This window comes from Acinetobacter sp. ANC 5600, assembly GCF_002018395.1.
In the GTDB taxonomy this organism is placed as follows: domain Bacteria; phylum Pseudomonadota; class Gammaproteobacteria; order Pseudomonadales; family Moraxellaceae; genus Acinetobacter; species Acinetobacter amyesii.
Genome location: NZ_MVKW01000003.1, coordinates 49,870 through 71,535 on the forward strand (window position 1 = coordinate 49,870; position 21,666 = coordinate 71,535).

Genomic DNA, 21,666 nt, shown 5'->3' on the forward strand with positions numbered 1-21,666 from the left:
GAATAAAAACTGATCCGTCGATGAGGTGCAATATGCAGATCATCTTTATCCATGGCATGAATCAACAGCAACAAACTGCACGTTCGCTCGAACAGCATTGGCTTGCACTGTTGTCTCAAGGCTTAAAGCAAAGCCATCAAGAGACTTTTTTATCATATATACAGCACCATATGCGCATGCCTTTTTATGGAGATTTACTCACGCGTTATCATTTGCAGAATATGCTTCAAGCCAGCATCTTGACGCCTCAAACGTGGCCACATTTTCCGTTTATCCATCGTACTGAACTCCCAGAAAAATCACCAAAAGTACTTGAGCATCACGCCGTACAAAACAATCTACCTGACATCACCCTTAATGACGCTATTGGATTAAGCCAATCATTCAAATCGATCACTGCACTTGGCAAAGATCTTGCGCTACGCGATTTTGCAGTTTTAATGAATTATTTCCCAAAATTACATGCCACACTTTTGCATAAATTTTTGGTCGAAACTTATCTCTATTTATCTAATCCACACTTTATTCAGGCAGTTCACACTCGTCTGCATGAGCAATTACATCAAACGAAACCCACCCTGTTGATTGCACATTCATTAGGTAGCGTGATTGCGTATCATTTTTTACTGTTACATCCTGAACTCAACATACAGCGCTTTATCACCTTGGGCTCACCTTTGGCTTTTCGTGTCATCCAAGCTCACTTACCTCAACCTTTACAGCGGCCTGATGCAATTTCAGGCGATTGGTTAAACTTTTATTCACATGATGATTTTCTCAGCGCTTTTCCACTGAGTCAGGCACCATTTGATTTTCAACCCGCCATTATCAACCAGCAAATTCAGACATCGATTGAACACCCACACGATATTGCTGGATATTTAACGCATCCAGAAGTTATTGCTACAATCTTACAAGTGTTGAAAAAACCGACATAAATAATGTATTTTTCAAACATTTTTAGCAAATTGTTTTAATTTTATGCACTCAACAACAAAAACTGAATTTATTTATAGAAAAGCGTTTGACACCCCCCGATTTTCACCCTAATATACGCCCACCTCTGAAACGTCCCTATCGTCTAGAGGCCTAGGACATCGCCCTTTCACGGCGGTAACCGGGGTTCGAATCCCCGTAGGGACGCCAATTTCAGAAGTACATTTTATTAAGTCCCTATCGTCTAGAGGCCTAGGACATCGCCCTTTCACGGCGGTAACCGGGGTTCGAATCCCCGTAGGGACGCCATTATTTAGTCTAAAAACTTAGACTGAAATAAACAGTTTTAAAATTTGCTTTCTGTACTGTCCCTATCGTCTAGAGGCCTAGGACATCGCCCTTTCACGGCGGTAACCGGGGTTCGAATCCCCGTAGGGACGCCATATTCGAGTTGGTTTTAATCACTCATTAAAAAGCTCAAGCATTGCGACTTGGGCTTTTTTATTGCCTTAATTTCTAAATATTTCTTTTAAAAGTTTTGAATCATAAATGGACTTAGGGGCAATCACCTGCTCATTTAGCGGAATATTTTGACCATAGCGCTGCCGCATTAGACGCTGCACTTCATTTTGTTTTAAATCAAATTGTTTCAGTTGTTGTAATGGAGAAAGTTCGATTCCCAAAGCATGCTGATAAGCTTTCCAAACAATTTCAGAACAGTAAATTGCACGATCATCCCATTCAAAATAAATATCATAGGGTTTGCCCAAGTACTTTTCTGCATGTTGTACCAGCTTCGTTTTCTGCTGCACATTTAAGGGTTGTTTGAGCCTTTTCACCACATAGTGAGCATTCTCCCCACGCGCGATCCATTGATTTAAAGTGGTGTATTGCACAGGTTGAATGGCTTCAAGCACCCACGTTTGGTTATTTTTATTTACGATCATACCCATGTGGCTATAAGTCGAATGTGTGGCCTTTTGAATGCTTAAACTTTGCTGTGACTTTGAGATATGAAAAATGATATCTCCCGTCTGAAATACAGACTGGGCATAGAGGGCAGAACTGAGCCCCGAAAGAATGACTATTAATATTAAAATTTTAGACATTTTTATTGTAAGTAATATTGATATGAATGAAGGCAACCATAACATGGATGTACGCTGATTGCCCTCATTCTCGTCAATCAATGTGCCACTAAGCCGACTTACGTGAATTGACTTGCCCTTTAATGACCGCTGTTAAATTTCCTTTAAGATATTTAAAAAACACTTTTAACGGTGAAAGTTTAGGATTTGGCTGTTTTCCTTCACCAATCGATTTAAACTGAGCGGCATACCAAATAATTTCCATAATCGCCATTTTATCTATCATCGGTATGCCAGTTTTAATTTTGTCCACACCATAACGAACATCCTGCCCCGCCAATAAACGATCAGCCAAATCGACTTCAACAGCAAATGGACGTGCAATACCAATAAAATCACAAGCTCCACTGTCTAGTGCAGCATTCATGCCTTGCACGGTTCTAAACCCACCGGTAACCATTAACGCGCATTTCACTTCTTTACGGATATTGTCCGCAAAATCGAGGAAATACGCTTCACGAGCAATGGTACTGGCTTTACGTTTTTCTGCTTTAGCACCGGCCATCGCTGGCGCTTCATAGGAACCGCCCGAGATTTCAATCATATCAATCCCTGCGGCATCGATTGCCTTAAAGACCTCAATCACATCTGTTTCGCTAATTCCGCCCCGTTGGAAATCAGCAGAGTTGAGTTTGACCGAAATTATAAAATCATCTGTCGTCGCTGCACGAACTGCCTTATAGATTTCAAGCAAAAAGCGCATGCGATTTTCATTTGAACCGCCCCACTGATCTTGACGTTTATTGGTCAGTGGCGACAAAAACTGACTAATTAAATAACCATGCGCACCATGCAATTGCACGCCTTCGAAGCCTGCCTTTTCACAAATGTGTGCGGCACGTGCAAAACGCTGAATGATATCTAAAATTTCATCTTCACGAAGTTCGCGCGGTGTTCCAAACGTTGTGGCTAACATCGGACTAAATGGCACAGCAGACGGTGCAACCGTTTCTTTATTTAAACCTTTAGGACATTGGCGGCCCGGATGTGAAAGTTGAACAAATTGCACCATGCCGTGCTTCTTGCCTAGCTCAGCCCACTGTGTTAATTGCGCTAAATCTCGCTCAGTTTCAGCGACAACAACCCCCGGCTCATTTTTAGCACGAAAATCCACCATGACATTACCCGTAATGGCACAGCCTAAACCACCCTTAGCCCAAGCTTCATATAATCCAAAATGTAAGTGATTGGGTTGGCCTGCAGTATTGGCCAATGCTTCACTCATTGCACCTTTAATGATGCGATTTTTAAATGTGGTATTACGAATTTTAAAGCTTTCAGCTAAATGGCTCATGGCAATGTCCAAAATGAAATAATAAGTCCTGAGTATTTACTCTAATTATTATTTTCTAAAGGTCAAGGATATTTTGACAATGACACTTGTCAAAATATCCATAAGTTTGATTTTAGTATTGGCTGGCTTCAATTAATTTACGGGTATAGCCCGTTTGTGGTCGCGTAAATAGATCTGCGGTGTCTTGAAACTCCATGACTTTGGCATGTCGCAGTACCAACACTTTTTGACACAAGGCTTTGACCACGTGTAAATCATGACTGATAAATAAATAACTCATATTATATTCTTGCTGCAAGCGACGTAGTAGCTTCACGATGGCTTTTTGTGTCGTCCGATCTAGTGCAGATGTGGGTTCATCGAGTATCAATAATTTAGGACGTAATACCAACGCACGTGCTAAGGCGACTCTCTGCCGTTGCCCACCGGATAACTCATGTGGATAACGCTGCTTAAATGAGCTGGCTAATTCGACTTTCTGCAAAGCTTCATCTATACGCTGTACAATTTCATTTGCAGATAAATGCTGTAAGGCCAGACCTTCGCCAATGGTTTGCTCTACATTGAGCCGTGGATTTAAACTACTGAATGGATCTTGAAAGACGATTTGAAATTCACGACGTAAAGGTCTGAGCTGTTTTTCTGAAAGTTGATTGATGGCGTGTTGATTTAACATAATTTCACCATCACTTTCTATGAGCCGAGCAATAGCCAGTGCTAAAGAGCTTTTCCCTGAACCACTCTCACCAACAATACCGATCGACTCACCTTCAGCCACTGTTAAATCCAAAGCTTCTACAGCAACGACATAATTTTTGATGCGGTTCAATAAGCCTTGTTTGACTGGGAATTTCACTCCTAACTGGCGTAATTCTAAAAGTTTTTGAGTTTGCGAAACTTGTATCGCTACTCCAAAATCATGGTCTAACAGATTTTTGGTATACGCCTGCTTCGGCTGCCCAAAAATTTCCTGAACACCACCTTGCTCCACCACTTGCCCACGACTCATCACAATCACATGTTCTGCATAGCGCTTGACCAAATTCAGGTCATGGCTGATTAAGATCATCGCCATATTACGATGCTGTTGTAGCGACTTTAATAAATTTAAGATTTGCGCTTGCAAGGTGACATCTAAAGCCGTGGTTGGCTCATCAGCGATTAAAATATCAGGATCTAAGGCCAATGCCATGGCAATCATGACACGTTGACGCTGCCCGCCTGATAACTCATGTGGATAGCGTCTTAATTTATCTTCAGCATCCGGAATACCCACATCATTTAATAATTCTATAACCCTCTGTCGTGTTTTTGCCTTCGACCAACCCTGTAACAACAGTGACTCACCAACAATCTTTTCCACACGATGTAAGGGATTTAAGGCCGTCATCGGCTCTTGAAAAATCATGGCAATTTTCTGTCCACGAATGTTTCGGTGCTGCTCAGGACTCAGTCCAAGAATATTTTGTCCATTCAGGCTGACGCTGCCTGTGACCTGCAGATCACTTGGCAACAAACCGAGTATAGCTAGGCTGCTAATCGATTTACCTGAACCGCTTTCTCCAACAATGGCTAACGTTTCACCTGCATGCAATTTAAAATTCAGGTCTTCAACCAAGACCTGTGCTGCATGTGAAATATGTAAATGTTCAACCGCTAATACGATGGGAGGTACATTAACTTGATGATTATTGACGTCTAGGATCGAATGCATCACGTGTCGCCTCCCCAATGTAAATCAATAAAGACAGCACGATCGCTAATGTAAAGAACCCCGATAAGGCAAGCCAAGGTGCATTCAGATTGTTTTTCCCTTGAAGCAATAACTCACCTAAGGACGCTGCATCAGGCGGTAAGCCATAACCTAAGAAATCTAGGGCTGTTAGTGCCGTAATATTTGCCGTAAGCATGAAAGGTAGCTGTGACAGACTGGAACTCATCGCATTTGGTAAGATATGCCGAAACATAATGGTTCCATCTGTGACGCCAAGGCTTCGTGCTGCACGTACATAATCAAAATTACGAGCACGTAAAAACTCTGCACGAACCAAGCCGACTAAAGTGGGCCAACCAAACAACAGCATAATGACAAAGAGCCAATACACACTCGGCGTAAACATGCTAACCAAAATCATCACCATGAATAGCATCGGTAGTCCGCCCCAGACTTCCAAAATACGTTGACCAATGAGGTCTATCCAGCCACCATAATAGCCCTGAATCGCCCCAACCATAATACCCAATACGGCTGAAGCAAAAGTTAATGCAAAGCCAAACAGGAGCGACACACGTAATCCATATAAAATACGCGCGAGCACATCACGCCCTTGGTCATCGGTACCGAGCCAATTTTGTGCAGTTGGTGCAGATGGTACGGGCACAGCCAGTTCTAAATTCGGTGTTTGATAGGAAAATTTAATCAGTGGCCATACCGCCCAGCCTTTATCTTCAATCAGTTGCTGCACCACAGGATCTTTATAATCTGCCTCAGTTTCAAATACCCCACCGAAAGCGGTTTCTGGATAGCTTTTTAGTACGGGTACATATAAAGAATCATCGTATTTGACCAAGAGCGGCTTATCATTGGCAATAAACTCGACAGCTAGGGACAACATAAAAATCAAGGCAAAGCTAATAAAGCATGTAAAGCCTAATTTATTTTCTTTAAAACGTTGAAATCGCGCTTGAATGATCGGAGACATTATTTTGCCCCCTGCGAATCAAAATTAATTCGTGGATCAATCATTTGATACATGACATCACTGATTAATCTTAAGATCAGCCCCATCAAGGTAAAAATAAACAAGGTGCCAAAAATCACTGGATAATCGCGCTGTACGATGGCTTCAAACCCCAACAATCCCAGACCATCTAAATTGAAAATAATTTCAATAAATAGATTTCCCACAAAGAAGATGCCGATCAAGGCTTCTGGTAGACCAGCAATAACAATGAGCATTGCATTACGAAATACATGCCCATACAGCACACGTGATTCGGTCAAACCTTTAGAACGAGCAGCAAGAACATATTGCTTATTTAGTTCTTCCATAAAAGAGTATTTGGTCAGATAAGTTAAGCCAGCGAAACCACCAATTACCATAGCAAACAAAGGCAACGCCATATGCCAAAAATAATCTGCAATTTTGCCAAACACACTTAACTCAGCAAAATTCTCTGAAACTAAACCTTGTAGAGGGAACCACTGAAAATATGAACCACCTGCAAAAAAGACAATGAGTAAAATGGCGAAGGCGAAAGCAGGAATGGCATAGCCGATAGCCAATAAAATAGACGTGCTTTTATCAAATAGCAGACCATGTTGACGGGCTTTTTTAATGCCTAAAGGAATAGACACCATATAGATCAGCAAGGTACTCCACAAGCCAAGGGATAAGGATACAGGCAGCTTTTCCCAAAGCAGCTGAGTCACAGGCTTATCTTTAAAGAAACTTGTACCAAAATCTAGCGTTACATAGCCTTTTAACATGAGCCAAAAACGTTCGAACAATGGCTTATCGAAACCATATTGCGCTTCGATTTTTGCCACCATTTCTTCACTGAGGCCTTTAGCACCTTGGTATTTACTGCCTGTCGTCGCAGTTTCACCACCACCTGTGTTTCCCATACCTTGAAAGGACTCAGCTTGCTGTATAGCCTGCTCAACAGGTCCTCCCGGTGCAATCTGAATCACGACAAAGTTAATCAGTAAAATGAAAAACAATGTTGGAATAATCAGGAGCAATCTTTTTAAAATATATGTGCCCATGTTGCTTTAACATTCCCTGTCATTCATTAGTATTTATTGTTGGCTCAAATAGTTTGCAACTTTTTTCGATTGCGCTTCATTACTCCACCAATAATCAATACCTGTTGATAATTTTGGTTTTACTTTTGGCTGTTGATACATATTCCAATACGCAAACCAGTTTTCACTTTGCCCAAACATTGGGATTTGATAATAACCCGCTCTGAGCAGGCGGTCTAAAACACGCGTACGAATAATCAATTCTTCCCGATTTGGAGCATTGATCACCTGTTGAATGAGCTGATCTATTACAGGATTTTTAATCCCTGCGTAATTATAATTACCCACTTGGTCAGCTGCTTGACTGCCCCAAAGTTGAGCTTGCTCACCCGCTGGAGTGAGCGATTGAGGCATTTCATCCACGATCATATCAAAGTCAATATTTCGCATCCGCTCGGTGTATTGCGGTCCATCGACTTGTCGCAATAGCACCTGAATACCTAAACGTTTCAAATTTCGTATAAATGGCATTAAGGTTCGCTGCAAATCTTGTTGCTGAATCAAGATTTCGAATTTCACAGGCCGAGATTTTGCATCCACCAATCGGCCGTCTTGATAAAGATAACCCGCATTCAATAACAGTTGGCGTGCATGCAGCAGATTTTTTCGATTAAATCCACTGCCATCAGAAACGGGATATTGCCAATCGGATAAGACCCCCTGTCTTTGAATAGGATCAAGTTGCGATAACATCGGTTTTAAAATATCCAACTCTTGGATAGAGGGTTTCCCCTTCGCTTCTAGCACACTATTACTAAAATAACTCTGCAAACGCTGATACTGCCCATAAAATAATGCTTTATTTTGCCATTCAAAATCATAAGCATAGGTTAACGCTTGTCGAAAACGAATATCACTAAATGGCGCACGACGGGTATTAAATACGAGACTTTTTGTCGGAATCGGTCGTTCATGTTTAAAGCGATATTTGACAATTTTACCGTCTTTAAAAGCAGGAAAATTGTACGCTCCCACCCAATTACGTGCGGTCTTTTCCTCATATAACGTAAATTGACCTGCTTTAAAGCCTTCAAAGGCTATGTCTGGGCTGCGATAATATACATATTTCAGATGGTTAAAATTATAGCGACCACGATTGACGGCTAAGTTCTGCCCCCAATACTCAGGATTGCGCTTGTAGCGAATACTCCTACCTGCATCGATCGTCTCAATCGTGTAAGGGCCTGAGCCTAATATGGGCTGCAATGTAATTTGAGTAAAATCTTTTTTTGCCCAATCTTTTTTGGAATAAATCGGCATTTGCGCCAAAATCATGGGCATATCAGTATTATGACCAGATTTAAAACTCATCCTCACCTGATATTTAGATAAAACATCTGTTTTGTCCAAATCCGCTAAGTACATTTGTAGACCTGGATTTGATTTAGTTTGAAAGGTATCAAAACTAAATTTAACGTCTTCAGCAGTGAGTTCAGAACCATCACTAAACCGTGCTTTTGGGTTTAAATGAAAAATAACAAAATTAGTTTTTTTCGGGTCAAATGTCACCTTTTCGGCAAGCAATGGATACATCACACCCGGTTCATCTAAAGATGAACTCATCAAGCTATCAAAAAGATAATTGATACCTTCAACAGAACGCCCTTTTCCATTCATGCTGTTTAAATTATCAAAACTCCCAATACTCGAGGTCGTGATATATCCCCCTTTATTGGCAAGAGGATTGGCATAGGGCATTGCCTGTAATTGATGATATTGAGGGCTACTATGTATGGCAAGAAAAGGCGTGGTCTGCAACGCAGCCCACGCCCCTGTTGAAAGTATGCTCAAAGTCACACCAAACACGTAACGCGAAGTTGAAGCAGAATACATTCAACTTAACTCCTTAATGTTTGGACTCAGTTTGGTACTTTAATGACTTCACCAATACGTAACTGAGCAGACGGTTGTATATCATTCATTTCAGCAAGTTTTGATGTATCAAGTCCATAACGGCTTGCTAAACCAATCAATGTATCGCCGCGTTTAATACGGTATTCACTGATAGTTTTAGGGACTTGTAAATTTTGACCGACACGCAGTCCTGCACGGGGGTTCAAGTTATTTAATTCAGCCAATGCTGCCACAGTTAAACCTGTCCGACTAGCAATCGAATTTAAAGACTCGCCTGATTTCACAGTATAGCTTTCAGTATTTGTTGGTTTCACATTGCTCGTAGAGGATTTAGCTTCCGTTTTTTTGGTTTCAGTTGCTTTACTAGCTACATCAGCAGGTAGTTCACCATCTACTTTTAAACGCTGCCCTACACGAATCGCACTATTGGTATTTAGGCCATTTAATTCAGCTAAATAACGTAATTGAAGATGATATTTCTTCGCAATCACACCCAATGTTTCACCTGATTTCACCACATGAATATCGGTCGCATCAACGGAATTCGTTCGTGTATTGGTTTTGCTTTCAATTTTGGTCGCCTCAGCTTTGGTTTCTACTTTAACCGGTGCGACATCACCTGTTAATTTTAATTTCTGCCCAACCCGTAGACCAGAACTACGCTCTATACCATTTAAATTTGCGACATAGTCCATGCCTAAATCATAGCGACTAGCAATGCCTGTCAGTGTATCGCCAGACTGCACCACATATGTATCAGGAACAGTTGAACTTGCAGGAACTTTAATGCTTTGCCCAGCCATCAGCCCACTATTTACCGACATATCATTTAGACTCGCCAATTCTGACAAACTGATTTTTGACCGCGTCGCAATACTGTAAAGCGTATCACCACGCTGCACTTTATAGCTTTCAACTTTATACGCAGGATCAACTTTGACATTTTCAATGCGATTCACGACTTTGCTTTCGAGCTTCTCAACTTCTGCTACAGCTTGTAATGGCACATTAATTTTTTGCCCCACCATCAAGCTACTGCCAGCCGTTAAACCAGTTGTTAAATCTGCCAACTCTTGATTTGACAGCGCATAACGATCTGCAATGAGTTTTAGATATTCACCACGTTTTACCGTGTAGGATTTGGTTTGAACTTTTGCAGATTTTTCGACAACTTGAGCTGCTTTCTTGTCAGCTTCCAATTTTGCTTTAGATGCTGGCGGTTCTTTTAAGGATAATTTCTGCCCAACATATAAACCACTCGTGGTGGTTAAACCATTGTAGTCGGCGAGTTGCTTCGTACTTAAACCAAATTGACTCGCAACAGCTGTAAGACTGTCATTTGCTTTCACCACATAGCTATCTGCGATAGGCTTAGCTTTCGATTCTTCATTATTTTGCACAATCGGTTTCGCATCATATAAATAGATGGTCGTACCGACATACAAGGTCGAATCTGGCGAAATTTGGTTCCAAGCTGCAATATCACGCCAATTCACGCCATTTTTCATCGCGATCAACGCTAATGTGTCGCCCGCCAAAACTGTATAAGTACTGCGTTTACCTTTAGGTGGTACAACTACAATTTCAGAATCTGTACGAATGACATTTTTACCTTGGTTGCGTTTGGCTTCTTCGGAATCTGCACCTGTATTTTCAGCCACGCTTTTCGGGTAAGAGAACCCTTTCGTCAGTTCTTTACCTTGTTGGTCTGCAATTGACTGACTGGTCTGAATCGCAGTCAACTTAATCTTGCCATCATAAGGATCGACAATTTCAGTGCCTTTCGGCGCAATAGCTTTAATTTCCTGAACGACTTCTTCTTGTTCTGCTTTAGTCGCTACTGGTTTTAATACCTCATCTATTGTTTTGGTCTCACCTTCAGCTTTAATAGCCGCCATGATTTGCTCACGCTCATTTGCGCTGAGTGGTGGCTCGACAGACACGGCTTTCACAGGCGTCGAAGGTGTTACAGCGACTGGAATACGCGGCGCACTTGGAATATCACTATTCGATGCAAAAGCAGCCAAAGCAGATGATCCTATTGGCGTTTTGCCTTTCGTTCCTGATGGAACACTCGGCGTAACCGTTGCAGCGACTACAGGTGGTTTGGCAGAAGCTGTCACTGTCGGCTGTGTTTTAAGCGTAGGTGGCGTCACTTTAGCGGGCTGAATAGTTTTACTATTTAATTCCGGCGGAGTAACACGTGACGGTGTTATTTCAACATTATTTTTTGGTAAGTTATAAGTTGAATTACTTGCCCAATAACCTGATGAACCACCTGATTGTAATTTCTTCAAACGTGCATCGACTGATGGACTCACATCCGCAGGAATTAAAATCCGCATTGGGCTACTGCTGTCAATCACATCGCCACGATGCCCGGGATTTAGTGCATAGAGTTCTGCACGGCTTAAACCGGTAATAGATGCAATTTCATTTAAATTTGCAGGCCCTACAGCCACTTCACGAAAGTGTGGACGGTTGGCAATTGGCGGTAAACTTACGCCATAAGCACTTGGATTTTTAATAATTTGAGCAACAGCCAAGAAACGTGGGACATAGTTCATGGTTTCTTGGGGCAGTTTTAGTGACCAATAATCCGTTGGCAAACCTGCCGCACGGTTACGGTTAATCGCCTGTTGAATGCGGCCCGGCCCTGCATTATATGCAGCCAAAGCCAATTCCCACGAACCGAACTGGTTATGTAGCGCACCTAAAAACTCATAAGCTGCACGCGTTGATTCCACTACGTCACGACGACCATCATACATTGAGGTTTGTTTTAAGCCGTAAATACGTCCAGTACTTGGAATAAATTGCCATAAGCCTGCTGCGGCTGCACTTGAGGTTGCTGCTGGGTCATAAGAACTTTCAATCACTGGTAATAACGCCAACTCCGTCGGCAAACCACGACGTTCTGCTTCTTTAACCGTGTGATATAAATAACGGGACGCACGCGCACTTAAACGATCAATATATGGTTGACGTGAAATAAACCAACCACGCTGCGCTTCAATTCGCGTATCCCAGTGGTTCAAATCCATTTTGAAACCCACAGTCATACGCTTCCAGACATCACCATGCTTCAGTACTAAAAGGCGATCGCCTTCTACGGCACGCATGTCTGTTGCAGAAAGTAAATCTTCGAGTGAATCTAAACTATTGGCATCGAGAAAGTTTGAGCCAACTTGTTTACTTGCTGAGTTCTGCTTAGTCGTTTGCGATGAAGAACAGCCCGTCAGACCAAGAGCTGCGAGCGCAGAACCCAAGACTGTAAATTTAAAAATTTGTGGTAACGTAGGCTGCCAGACAGTCGCAGTTGATTTATACATAAAAAAATCCAGACAACTCATATAAAATTTATTTTTTAGATATGCCATTGTAGTGAAGCAGAACACAGACACAAGGCGTTAATTTAACGCTATTTCAGTATAAATGTTACAAGAAATTAAAAAAATCGCCAGAAATGGATTTCTCTCTGTCATTTGCGTTATACAATATACGGTTCTGAATGCTTGTTTTTCTCCGGATTTGATTTATGTCTCAAACAATCACGCTTTATGTTGATGGTGCATGTAAAGGCAACCCTGGCTTAGGGGGTTGGGGGGCCTATATCATCCGTGAAACTGGAGAAGAAAAACTCTGCGGCGGCGAAGCTGAAACCACCAATAACCGTATGGAATTGACTGCTGCAATTGAAGGTATTCAACACTGTCCGTCCGATGCAAAACTGATTATTTGGACAGACTCTAACTATGTCAAACAAGGCATTACCGAGTGGATACATGGTTGGAAAAAGAAAAACTGGAAAGATGTTAAAAATCCAGATTTGTGGAAATTACTGGATGCAACTTGTCAGGGTCGGGAAATTGAATGGAACTGGATTAAAGGGCATGCAGGCCATCCGGGAAATGAAATGGCCGATCAATTGGCCAATCTAGGCGCTGAAAAAACCCTCGAACACATCAAACAAGCGGCATCATCTACAGCTGAAGCACCTAAAAAAAAAGCTGAACCTGACTGGCTATTAAATGATCCATTTGGACTTGAATTTGCTGATAGCGAGGATGAAGCAGAAGAAATCTCTGAAGAAGCTATGATTGCAAATGACAGCATTGTTGAAGCTTCAAGTCAGGAAACTTCAATTGCTCAGCCGCTAGAAATTGCTCCGTCACGTGAAATGACTACTTACACAGCGATCAATGCAGAGCAGATTGATGACATTACGATAGAACAACAAGCAATAAACACGGCATCAACGTTGAATGAAGCTGCCCCTATACAGTCTAAGCAAGCTGCTGAAATCCATCCAATGATTGTCATTACACCAGCAACCGTCGATGTATCTGGCCCACGACAATTAATTTTGGATACGGAAACCACAGGTTTCTATTTCCAAGATGGCGACCGTATTATTGAAGTCGGTGCAGTGGAAATGATTAACCGTAAACTGACCGGTAGCTCAATTCATATTTATATCAACCCGCAAAAACCTGTCGGTGAATCTGAAAATATTCACGGAATCAGTGATGACTTTCTAAAAGACAAACCACTGTATGCTGAAATTGCTGATGTCTTATTTGACTATCTAAAAGGCGCAGAAATCATTGCGCATAACGCAACCTTCGATATGAACTTCCTTGATATGGAGTTCAAACGTGCCGGTTTTGTGGCCTTATCTGAAGTTTGCGAAGTTACCGATACCTTGGCTATGGCCAAAGCCAAGCATCCAGGCCAGAAAAACTCACTCGATGCATTAGTGCGTCGTTACGAAATTCCACAACGTGACCGTACTTTCCATGGTGCCTTACTCGATGCGGAAATCCTGTCTGACGTATACCTAGCAATGACGGGCGGTCAGGTTTCCTTTGATATCGATGCACTGACCCACTCGCAAAATGAAGATGGTTCGCAAACCCGCGCCGCTGTTGAAATAGAATTACCTGTGATTTTACCTTCAGCAGATGAACTTGAAGCCCATGAGACATGGGTCAAACAATTTGAAGAAAAACATGGTACACCTTGCCTTTTTGCGAAATAAAATCTAAATTTCGTGTTACTTTTTGTATATAAACAATTCTTACATACGCTATAGTAAAACCATAAACATGGACCGCCTTAAGGGGCGGTTAATAAACAAGATAAAACATCTAGGAAAGGTGCAGATACATGTCTTACCAAACCTCTATCCATTTTGATCCAACGGCTTTGCTGATAATAAAAAATGAGGTTGATAACTCAATCAAGTTAGTCGAATCAGCAGTCAGCACCTTAGTTGAAGATCAAACTTTACCTTTCGGGATTGATGATGCACTGATTCAATTTGAACAATGTGCTCAAGTACTAGCTTTAGTTGATATGCCAAGTTTGGCAAAAATCGCTCAATATTCAGCAGAGTTAATGCGCAAGATCATGGGGAATCCTGCGCAAATTAACACTCAAGATGTCATCGCACTGAGCGAAGGCACGACCATGCTGAAACGCTATATCGAATTTATCTGCCTACGTGAAGTTAAAATTCCACAGTTCCTACTCGACAGTCTGAATCGTCTAGAACTGTCTTTAGGTAAACCTTTAACGTCGGAAGGCCAACACATTGAGTCCCTACTCGATTGTATTACCCCTGACTTTGACTTACCTCAAGCTCCTGCACTTGAAAAATCAAAATACGTTCACCGGCTGTATAAGTTGGCTTTGAATAAATTGATTAAACAAGAAGAAACTGAGCTGGATTTGCAAGCGATTAAATTGGTCGGTGCGTATTTAGCAGGTCTTTCAGACAAACATCCAAGCAAACAATATTGGAACTTGGTTTTTGTTGCGTTTAATCAAATTGATCAAATCTTGATTACCGATGCTCGTTTACGTACTTTGGTGAGCATTGAACGCAATATGGCTCAATATTTTGCAGGAACTGAGCGCTTTAAAGCATCCATTTCTGATTTAGCCAATGTCTTAAGTCTAAACATTAGCCAAGAAGATGACATTTCTCATCATATTCGTGGCAAGTTAAATATCGGTGAAGACCTTCTTACCGACACCCAATTGCAAGTTTTCAGTCGTCATTTATATGGTCCTGACTTCGACACCATGCATACCATTGGTGAATTGGTTACGACTGAAATGACGCAAATTCGTAATGATATTGAATTTAACTATCAAAATATGACGCCTGAAAAAACCCAAGAACTTCAAGCGAAATTGAACGAATTGGCAAATATTTTCAAAGTCTTGAACTTAAATGAAGCGTATAACGACCTGTCGCGTCAAGCTGCGTCATTAGGTAATGCTGAGATTTTACAAGATGAAAGCTTTGCCCAGCAGTTGATGAACAATATCTTGTCTGCCATGAACTCGATTGGTGTGCTTGAGCGTCATCACACTTCTAGCCGCTTACAACTTCGTGTGAATAATATGAATATTTCACTCGACCGTTTAGATGAAGCACACGCTGCTCTGTTAAATGAGACCAAGGTTTTAATTGATGCTGCTAGCCAATCTTTGGTTCAGTATTTACAAAACCAAGATTTGACACAACTTGAAGCGACTGCAACTCAATTCCGTGAAATTGGTGGTGCAATGTTGTTCCTCAATGCAGATGCAGCTCAAAATGCGCTGAATTCAACAGCTCAATTCATTTTGAAACGAGTTGAATCTTCAACAGCCATTGAAGCAAATGAAGTGAATCAAGCATTAGATTCATTGGCAAGCGCAGATATGTTGATTGACAATTTAAAGAACAAACAACCTGTTTTACAGGGCATGTTTAAGGTAGCATTGGACAGTAGCGAAAAACTGAAATCAGCAGCGGCCTAATGTCTAAATTATCACTTGCGTATATCTTCAAACAACAGCAATTGCTAGTCGATGAAAACTTTCAACTTCCCGAAGTTGAACAACTCGCAAGTGATTTAAATATTGGCACGGGTGATCGAGTGATTGCCCGTGATCTACTTGAAAATGAGCCAATTCCTGAAGGCTTACAACTCATCCCTATTCGTCAGCTTTTACAACTTTGGAATGTTCAGCAATTTGAACAAGCCAGCCGTGCTATTCAACTCTTAGAATGGCGCCGTAATCATAAATTTTGTAGCCACTGCGGTACTGCAACTCAAGTCCACGCCACAGAATATGCTATGGTTTGTCCCGCTTGCGGATATCACCAATACCCTCGTGTCAATCCTTGTGTCATTACCGTCATTACCCGTGGTGAAGATGAAATTTTATTGGCAAAAAATGCAAAAAATGTCCGTGCTATGTATGGACTGATCGCAGGTTTTGTTGAAGTCGGTGAAACTTTAGAAGAAGCAGTTCGTCGTGAAACTGAAGAAGAAGTTGGGCTGAAGGTCAAAAATATTCAATATTTGGCAAGCCAACCTTGGCCTTTCCCAAGTAATTTAATGATCGCCTTTAAAGCAGAATATGCTTCAGGTGAGCTTCAATTACAAGAAGAAGAAATAAGTGATGCGGCTTTCTTTAAATTTGATGCATTACCTGAAATTCCGTTCAAAGGAAGTATCGCCCATTCGATGATTATGCATGTCATCCATGGGTCTGCTGTTGCAGATGACACCGAAGCATGGTTATAAGTAGCTATTTTTAGTAAATAAATCATGCAATAAAAAAACCGCCATACTTGGCGGTTTTTATTCTCAATCATTTAACCAAAGACATTAAGGTGGACTAATTTCATCGAGTACACGCATGATTTCAGCTTTGGTTTTAAAGAAGCGACTAAATAGACTCGAAATTGAACCAATCATCGTAATGTGCCCAACACGAGGGATTTGAATCAATTGACTATGGTTGCCTGAGGCTTTTAATCGACGATCAAAATCTTCACTATTGCTATGGCCAACGATATTGTCTTTATCCGCAGTGAATAGATAATGCTTCACTTGATTGTGCTCAACAAAATAATACGGCATCACTTGTTGATACGGTACATTTTGATCAAAGGCATCTGCACAAATCGGATCACCTTTATAATCAAAATGATATGGCCCTGCCAAACCCACGATTGCACGAATATTCTCTTTCACTTGTAGCTGATAAGGTGTCGGATGATACAGTGCAGACATGACATTAAATGCCCCTGCCGAATGTCCCATTAACACCACATTTTCCACTTCAATCTGCAACTTATGCTGAGACTGCGTCAAATAGTTTAATGCAAGGCTAAGATCATCAATTGAAGCCGGAAAAATATATTCAGGTGCGAGATGGTAATTGATGACAGCAACATCGAAACCTTCTTTGGCAAAAGCTTCACCAATGAATCCATAATCCTTTTTGTCACCATGCATCCACGCTCCACCATGTACAAACACGATGAGTGGACGTTGCTGACGAGGTGCTGACGTGCGATACAAATCTAGGCGATGGCGCGCTTTTAGACCATAAGGGATATTGTGTTGAACATGATATCCTTGTTTGGGTGTCAGTCGATTTAATGCATAACTGCCAAAATCATATAACCGAAAATTTCGGTATAAAGATTTAGCCAAATCCATTTTTTGCTGAAGCCGCAGAGACCATTGATTCATATTTTACAGCATCATTTCCGACATTTTATTGAGCATTTGGATCGACAGCATCCGGATCTATCGCTACAGGCGTTTGTACTTCAGGTTGCACATTACCTACAGCAGGTGTGGTGTAACTAGAGTTAATCGAACGTGCCTGTGGATTTGGGTTCTGATCAATATTATCGATTAAAGTGACAATTCGCGTTACATTACCCACTTGTTGCAAGATTTGATTTAAGTCTGTGATTTCCGCACTGTTTAAACGGCCCATCACATAAAGAACAGCATCTTCAGTATGAATGTGTACTTTGCTGTCAGATACCACAGGCGCTTTCATAATCAAACCACGGGTATTCGCAGTGACCGCAGTATCTTGCATGATGGTGCTATAGCTGATCTGATTACCCACTGTAATATAGTTATGTACAGTTTTGACATCACTCATTGAACGGACATTTTCTTCTGCCAATTCTTTTAAATGATTATCTGGCACTTGCCCAGTCAATAAGACATTGCCATGAAAACTTTCAATATTGACACGTGACTGTTTAAAACGAGTATCTAATTTATATAAGTTAATTTTTGCTGTTCGAACAATGGAAGAGTCAATAAAAACTTGTCCCAATGAGCGTGCGCCGCTTTCAGTTCCTACAGGTGCTGATCCTGTTCCATTCGAAATAAAACTCGCACAGCCAGATAAACTTGCGACACAAAGCATCGTTATTGCAATACGCTTAACCACTCAGCACGACTCCTCAAATTTCCACACGTATTTTTCTATGCGTTTACACAGTTTGTTTTATCAAAGATTAATCAACTCTTGATCAAAAGTAAAAGCATTTTCAATCCATTGCTGATGATACGGGTATTTAGAAAAGTCTTGCTGTAGTGTTTTTGCAAAGTGTTGATAAAAATCAAAACAAATTGCATCAAAGCGACAATAATAATTTTGAAAATGTGACTGTTCATTTAAAAAATGCAACGCAGTCTTCATCATCTTACGTTGTTTGTGAATTGAGATACTTTCGATGGCTTGGGCATAACGGGTATGCGAACGAGCTTTAACTTCGATAAACACCAATTCTTGACCACGTGTGACGATCAAATCAATTTCACCATAACGACTATGATAATTCTGTTGCACCTGTACATAGCCTTGCTGCTCAACCAAACGTAGCGCTTGCTGTTCTGCCCACTGTCCCAGATTCATCTGTCCCAAATTCATCTGCTCTAAGTTTAGCTGCATCGTTTCATCCCTAAAGTGAGATCGCCACGATGCCTTTTTTACTTCGCTCATAGCAGTGAGGAACACGCTGAATATTATTTTGACTAATTTTGATTAGCCCTGTTCGCCCCTGAAACTCAATGCTTTTTAATTTCGGTTCTTGCAAATATTGTTTTGCGATATGCCATGTGTCCCCACCAAAAGCTAAAAGACGTTGATATGGCATATCTACTGGGTTTTCCTCATAAGCTCGGATCAGGTCAGGCCAACGCGCGTCATGCAATGCAGGTGCATCACAAAATTTCAGCCCTATAGGAATGGGCTTTGTGGCTTCAATCGCATTGGCAACGGTATATAGTTTTGCTTTAGGTAGTTTTTTTTGACTGTTTAACCATTCATTATTGCCCAGCAATAGTACCCCTTGATTTTTGTCCAGCTTCGTTGGGAGCTGTTCAACCACTTGAATCGGCACTGAACTTTGGCTGATTAAGGACATGAGCAATAATTCATGTTCTGCCTCAGTTGCAGGCTGACGTAACACTAACACTTGCGCTAATTTGTCTTTTTCGAAGACTTTTTGGAGTGCTAGGGCATCATCCCGTTTCGATAAACTGTACTGCCAGACGTTTGGAATTTGGCTCGTCGTTTCATTTAAAGCCAACACGCGGACTTTAGGCTTTGCTTTTACAAGTGCTTCAACATCTTGGCGTGCTAAAGGACCAATCACCAATTGAGTTTTTTTATTGACCTGTTGCTTCAATATCGTTGCTATTTGCTTTTGATTTGAATCTACAAACTTAATGGGCACTTTGTAGTCTGACGATTGATATGCGCTATTGAAACCTTGCTTAATACTGGATGCGGCTCGCGCCATAGGGCCAGATTCAGGTAGAATGACCAAGACGTCTGCCTGTGCAGCAGTAAACAGACTGCTTAAAAGGCAAAGACCCAAAATTTTGTTCTTATTATCCAACATGGAGAAACCTATGAGTGCTCAGTTATTTGTTGTTGCAACTCCAATCGGGCACTTAGATGATATTAGTTATCGTGCAATTGAGGTATTGAAGTCGGTTAAAATTATTGCCGCCGAGGATACACGAACTTCAGCACAATTACTTAAACATTTTAGTATCAATACGCCTTTAACCGCCTGCCACGACCATAACGAAAGCAACAAAATAGACCAGCTGATTGAACGCCTCGAAAAGGGTGAAAATATGGCGCTGATCAGTGATGCAGGCACGCCATTAATCAGTGACCCTGGCTTTAAACTGGTTCGTGCTGCACAAGAAAAAAATATTCGTGTCATTCCTGTGCCGGGTGCCTGTGCTGCCATTGCAGCTCTCAGTGCTGTCGGCCTACCCAGTGACCGTTTTAGTTTCGAAGGCTTTTTACCTTCTAAACAGTCACAACGTCTTTTAGCACTCGAAAAACTGAAAGACGAAACTCAAACCATGATTATTTATGAAGCGCCGCACCGTATTGTGGATTGCCTAAAAGATATGTCGAATGTCTTTGGTGCCGATCGTCCTGTGGGCTTTGCACGTGAAATTACCAAAACATTTGAAACCATTAAAAAAATGTCTTTGGGTGAGTTGGTTCATTTTGTCGAATCTGATCACAATCAGCAAAAAGGCGAAATCGTTTTGGTAATTGGTGGTGCGACCGAAGAAAAAGACCTAGAGCAAGAAAAGTTAGACAAATTGCTGACGCGTTTACTTCAAGATTTGTCCGTTAAAGCTGCCTCTCAGTTGGCTGCAGATTTAACTGGGATTAAAAAGAAAGTGGCCTATCAACGTGCTTTAGAGTTAACCCAAGCGAACGATTAAGCTTAATTTTTTTATTTTTAATTTGAACCACTTATGGGACCTACGGGTTCCATAAGCTATCCCATACAATAATTTAAATAGAATGAAAAAAGTTGCTTATAACATGTCCATAAATCTGTCTGTCAAAAAACCGCTGGTGTTCATTCTCTTTAATCTGGTTTGGCTCACGGCCCTTGCACATATTGTTTATACGGGCATTCAACCCTATCCGCACTATATTAATGGCGAGCAAATGACTGCCGATCATAGCGCGATTGCGATGGTCTGTGGATATTGTTCCCTCTATTTTGTAGTCGGTAATTTACTGAAACTGAGCCAATTTTGGGATAGGCATCGCTATTGGGCTTATGTCGTTTTGAGTGCGGTATTACTTTTTCAATCTTTTGTCGCTGCTGTGGCGGCCATGCATGCACCGCCGTATATTGCTGCATTCATTATCAATTGTATGTTTTTGCTTTTACTGCATTTTGTGTTTTATCCTATTTACGCGATCAGCCGTAAATATATGAAGCCAAAGACGGCTTGAAGCGACTTCACATCTTATTAACGTCTTAACTTCTTGAGCAAACATGCTACAGAGTTAAAAAATGAATGACGTTCATCATCGCACAAGCGAATGAAGCAAAAAAAACACCACATGACGTGGTGTTTTTTCATTTTAATCTTTTGCCGATTCGTCTGGAGGGACTTCGGTAATACGACCACCACGCGCTAAGAACGCAGCAACTTCATCTTCAAGCGCCTGACGTTGTTTTAGTTTTGCAGTCACTGTTAATGTTTCAGCTTCAGAGGTGTCATCATCAGAGGCAGAATCAGCTGCGTCACCTGCACCTTTTTCAGCTGCTTGTGCTTCATCTTCATCAACTACTGAATCTTCTGGATCATCATAATCGTTCATATCAGTCATTGTGTTCTCCCCGCGAATGACTTCTGTTTGCCAGCGAATGGCTGGTTTTAAATTAACAGAAATTTAGCAATCTCTGAGCATTTCGACTAGTACCCACAATCAAAAAATCGTATCTTTTTTAATCAAAATCGTAACCT

Annotated in this window: 18 protein-coding genes and 3 tRNA genes; 9 read left to right on the forward strand and 12 right to left on the reverse strand. The window is 41.3% G+C overall.

Annotated elements, in window-relative coordinates:
- Positions 1-32 precede the first annotated feature (32 nt).
- From B1201_RS07155 to B1201_RS07170, 4 genes are all read left to right on the forward strand, one after another.
- Positions 33-938: an alpha/beta fold hydrolase gene (locus B1201_RS07155; RefSeq protein ID WP_078192922.1), complete on the forward strand. Its 906-nt coding sequence runs from the start codon at positions 33-35 to the stop codon at positions 936-938.
- Positions 939-1,070: 132 nt separating this feature from the next.
- Positions 1,071-1,146: transfer RNA gene (locus tag B1201_RS07160), tRNA-Glu, on the forward strand.
- Positions 1,147-1,169: 23 nt separating this feature from the next.
- Positions 1,170-1,245 (forward strand) — tRNA-Glu (locus tag B1201_RS07165).
- A 58-nt stretch (positions 1,246-1,303) separates the two neighbouring features.
- Positions 1,304-1,379: transfer RNA gene (locus B1201_RS07170), tRNA-Glu, on the forward strand.
- A 66-nt stretch (positions 1,380-1,445) separates the two neighbouring features.
- Here B1201_RS07170 and B1201_RS07175 read toward each other — a convergent pair.
- The 7 genes from B1201_RS07175 to B1201_RS07205 all read right to left on the reverse strand — a co-directional run bounded on the left by B1201_RS07175 (position 1,446) and on the right by B1201_RS07205 (position 12,372).
- A complete protein-coding gene (locus B1201_RS07175) occupies positions 1,446-2,045 on the reverse strand; it encodes a YiiX family permuted papain-like enzyme (RefSeq protein WP_143221676.1) in 600 nt (199 codons plus the stop codon).
- Positions 2,046-2,133: 88 nt separating this feature from the next.
- The gene (locus B1201_RS07180) at positions 2,134-3,378 is read right to left on the reverse strand and encodes an NADH:flavin oxidoreductase/NADH oxidase family protein (protein WP_078192923.1); all 1,245 of its coding nucleotides are present in this window, start codon (positions 3,376-3,378) and stop codon (positions 2,134-2,136) included.
- A gap of 112 nt (positions 3,379-3,490) precedes the next feature.
- Positions 3,491-5,092: an ABC transporter ATP-binding protein gene (locus B1201_RS07185; protein ID WP_078192924.1), complete on the reverse strand. Its 1,602-nt coding sequence runs from the start codon at positions 5,090-5,092 to the stop codon at positions 3,491-3,493.
- The gene (locus B1201_RS07190; protein ID WP_078192925.1) at positions 5,067-6,080 is read right to left on the reverse strand and encodes an ABC transporter permease; all 1,014 of its coding nucleotides are present in this window, start codon (positions 6,078-6,080) and stop codon (positions 5,067-5,069) included. The genes B1201_RS07185 and B1201_RS07190 overlap by 26 nt, the downstream gene beginning before the upstream one ends.
- Positions 6,080-7,147, reverse strand: coding sequence for a microcin C ABC transporter permease YejB (locus tag B1201_RS07195; protein ID WP_078192926.1), 1,068 nt, complete (start codon positions 7,145-7,147; stop codon positions 6,080-6,082). The genes B1201_RS07190 and B1201_RS07195 overlap by 1 nt, the downstream gene beginning before the upstream one ends.
- Before the next feature lie 33 nt (positions 7,148-7,180).
- Complete coding sequence (locus B1201_RS07200; RefSeq protein ID WP_078192927.1) at positions 7,181-9,019, reverse strand: extracellular solute-binding protein; 1,839 nt, start codon at positions 9,017-9,019, stop codon at positions 7,181-7,183.
- 26 nt (positions 9,020-9,045) lie between these two features.
- Positions 9,046-12,372 (reverse strand): LysM peptidoglycan-binding domain-containing protein, encoded by a 3,327-nt coding sequence (locus B1201_RS07205; protein WP_078192928.1) that lies wholly within the window; start codon positions 12,370-12,372, stop codon positions 9,046-9,048.
- A 206-nt stretch (positions 12,373-12,578) separates the two neighbouring features.
- Here B1201_RS07205 and dnaQ point away from each other — a divergent pair, with 206 nt between their 5' ends.
- The 3 genes from dnaQ (at position 12,579) to nudC (ending at position 16,629) form a co-directional block, all read left to right on the forward strand.
- Positions 12,579-14,081, forward strand: coding sequence for a DNA polymerase III subunit epsilon (dnaQ, locus tag B1201_RS07210; protein ID WP_078192929.1), 1,503 nt, complete (start codon positions 12,579-12,581; stop codon positions 14,079-14,081).
- A 128-nt stretch (positions 14,082-14,209) separates the two neighbouring features.
- Positions 14,210-15,856, forward strand: a complete 1,647-nt coding sequence (locus tag B1201_RS07215) for a chemotaxis protein (protein ID WP_078192930.1) — start codon at positions 14,210-14,212, stop codon at positions 15,854-15,856.
- Complete coding sequence (gene nudC / locus B1201_RS07220; protein WP_078192931.1) at positions 15,856-16,629, forward strand: NAD(+) diphosphatase; 774 nt, start codon at positions 15,856-15,858, stop codon at positions 16,627-16,629. The genes B1201_RS07215 and nudC overlap by 1 nt, the downstream gene beginning before the upstream one ends.
- Positions 16,630-16,713: 84 nt before the next feature.
- On the opposite strand, the gene B1201_RS07225 is transcribed toward nudC, so the two are convergent.
- From B1201_RS07225 to B1201_RS07240, 4 genes are read right to left on the reverse strand one after another with little or no spacing between them, the layout of a single operon-like run.
- On the reverse strand, positions 16,714-17,586 hold the full coding sequence (locus tag B1201_RS07225; protein ID WP_143221677.1) for an alpha/beta hydrolase: 873 nt from the start codon (positions 17,584-17,586) through the stop codon (positions 16,714-16,716).
- 25 nt (positions 17,587-17,611) lie between these two features.
- The gene (locus B1201_RS07230; protein ID WP_078192932.1) at positions 17,612-18,310 is read right to left on the reverse strand and encodes a BON domain-containing protein; all 699 of its coding nucleotides are present in this window, start codon (positions 18,308-18,310) and stop codon (positions 17,612-17,614) included.
- Positions 18,311-18,370: 60 nt separating this feature from the next.
- The gene (locus B1201_RS07235) at positions 18,371-18,778 is read right to left on the reverse strand and encodes a YraN family protein (RefSeq protein ID WP_078193291.1); all 408 of its coding nucleotides are present in this window, start codon (positions 18,776-18,778) and stop codon (positions 18,371-18,373) included.
- A gap of 46 nt (positions 18,779-18,824) precedes the next feature.
- Positions 18,825-19,769: a penicillin-binding protein activator gene (locus B1201_RS07240; RefSeq protein WP_078192933.1), complete on the reverse strand. Its 945-nt coding sequence runs from the start codon at positions 19,767-19,769 to the stop codon at positions 18,825-18,827.
- Positions 19,770-19,779: 10 nt separating this feature from the next.
- On the opposite strand from B1201_RS07240, the gene rsmI reads away from it, so the two are divergent.
- Both rsmI and B1201_RS07250 read left to right on the forward strand, forming a co-directional pair.
- Entirely contained in the window at positions 19,780-20,622 is an 843-nt protein-coding gene (gene rsmI, locus B1201_RS07245; protein ID WP_078189168.1) for a 16S rRNA (cytidine(1402)-2'-O)-methyltransferase, read from the forward strand.
- 103 nt (positions 20,623-20,725) lie between these two features.
- On the forward strand, positions 20,726-21,148 hold the full coding sequence (locus tag B1201_RS07250; protein WP_078193292.1) for a hypothetical protein: 423 nt from the start codon (positions 20,726-20,728) through the stop codon (positions 21,146-21,148).
- A 132-nt stretch (positions 21,149-21,280) separates the two neighbouring features.
- On the opposite strand, the gene B1201_RS07255 is transcribed toward B1201_RS07250, so the two are convergent.
- Complete coding sequence (locus B1201_RS07255; protein ID WP_078192934.1) at positions 21,281-21,529, reverse strand: hypothetical protein; 249 nt, start codon at positions 21,527-21,529, stop codon at positions 21,281-21,283.
- Between the last annotated feature and the right edge of the window lie 137 nt (positions 21,530-21,666).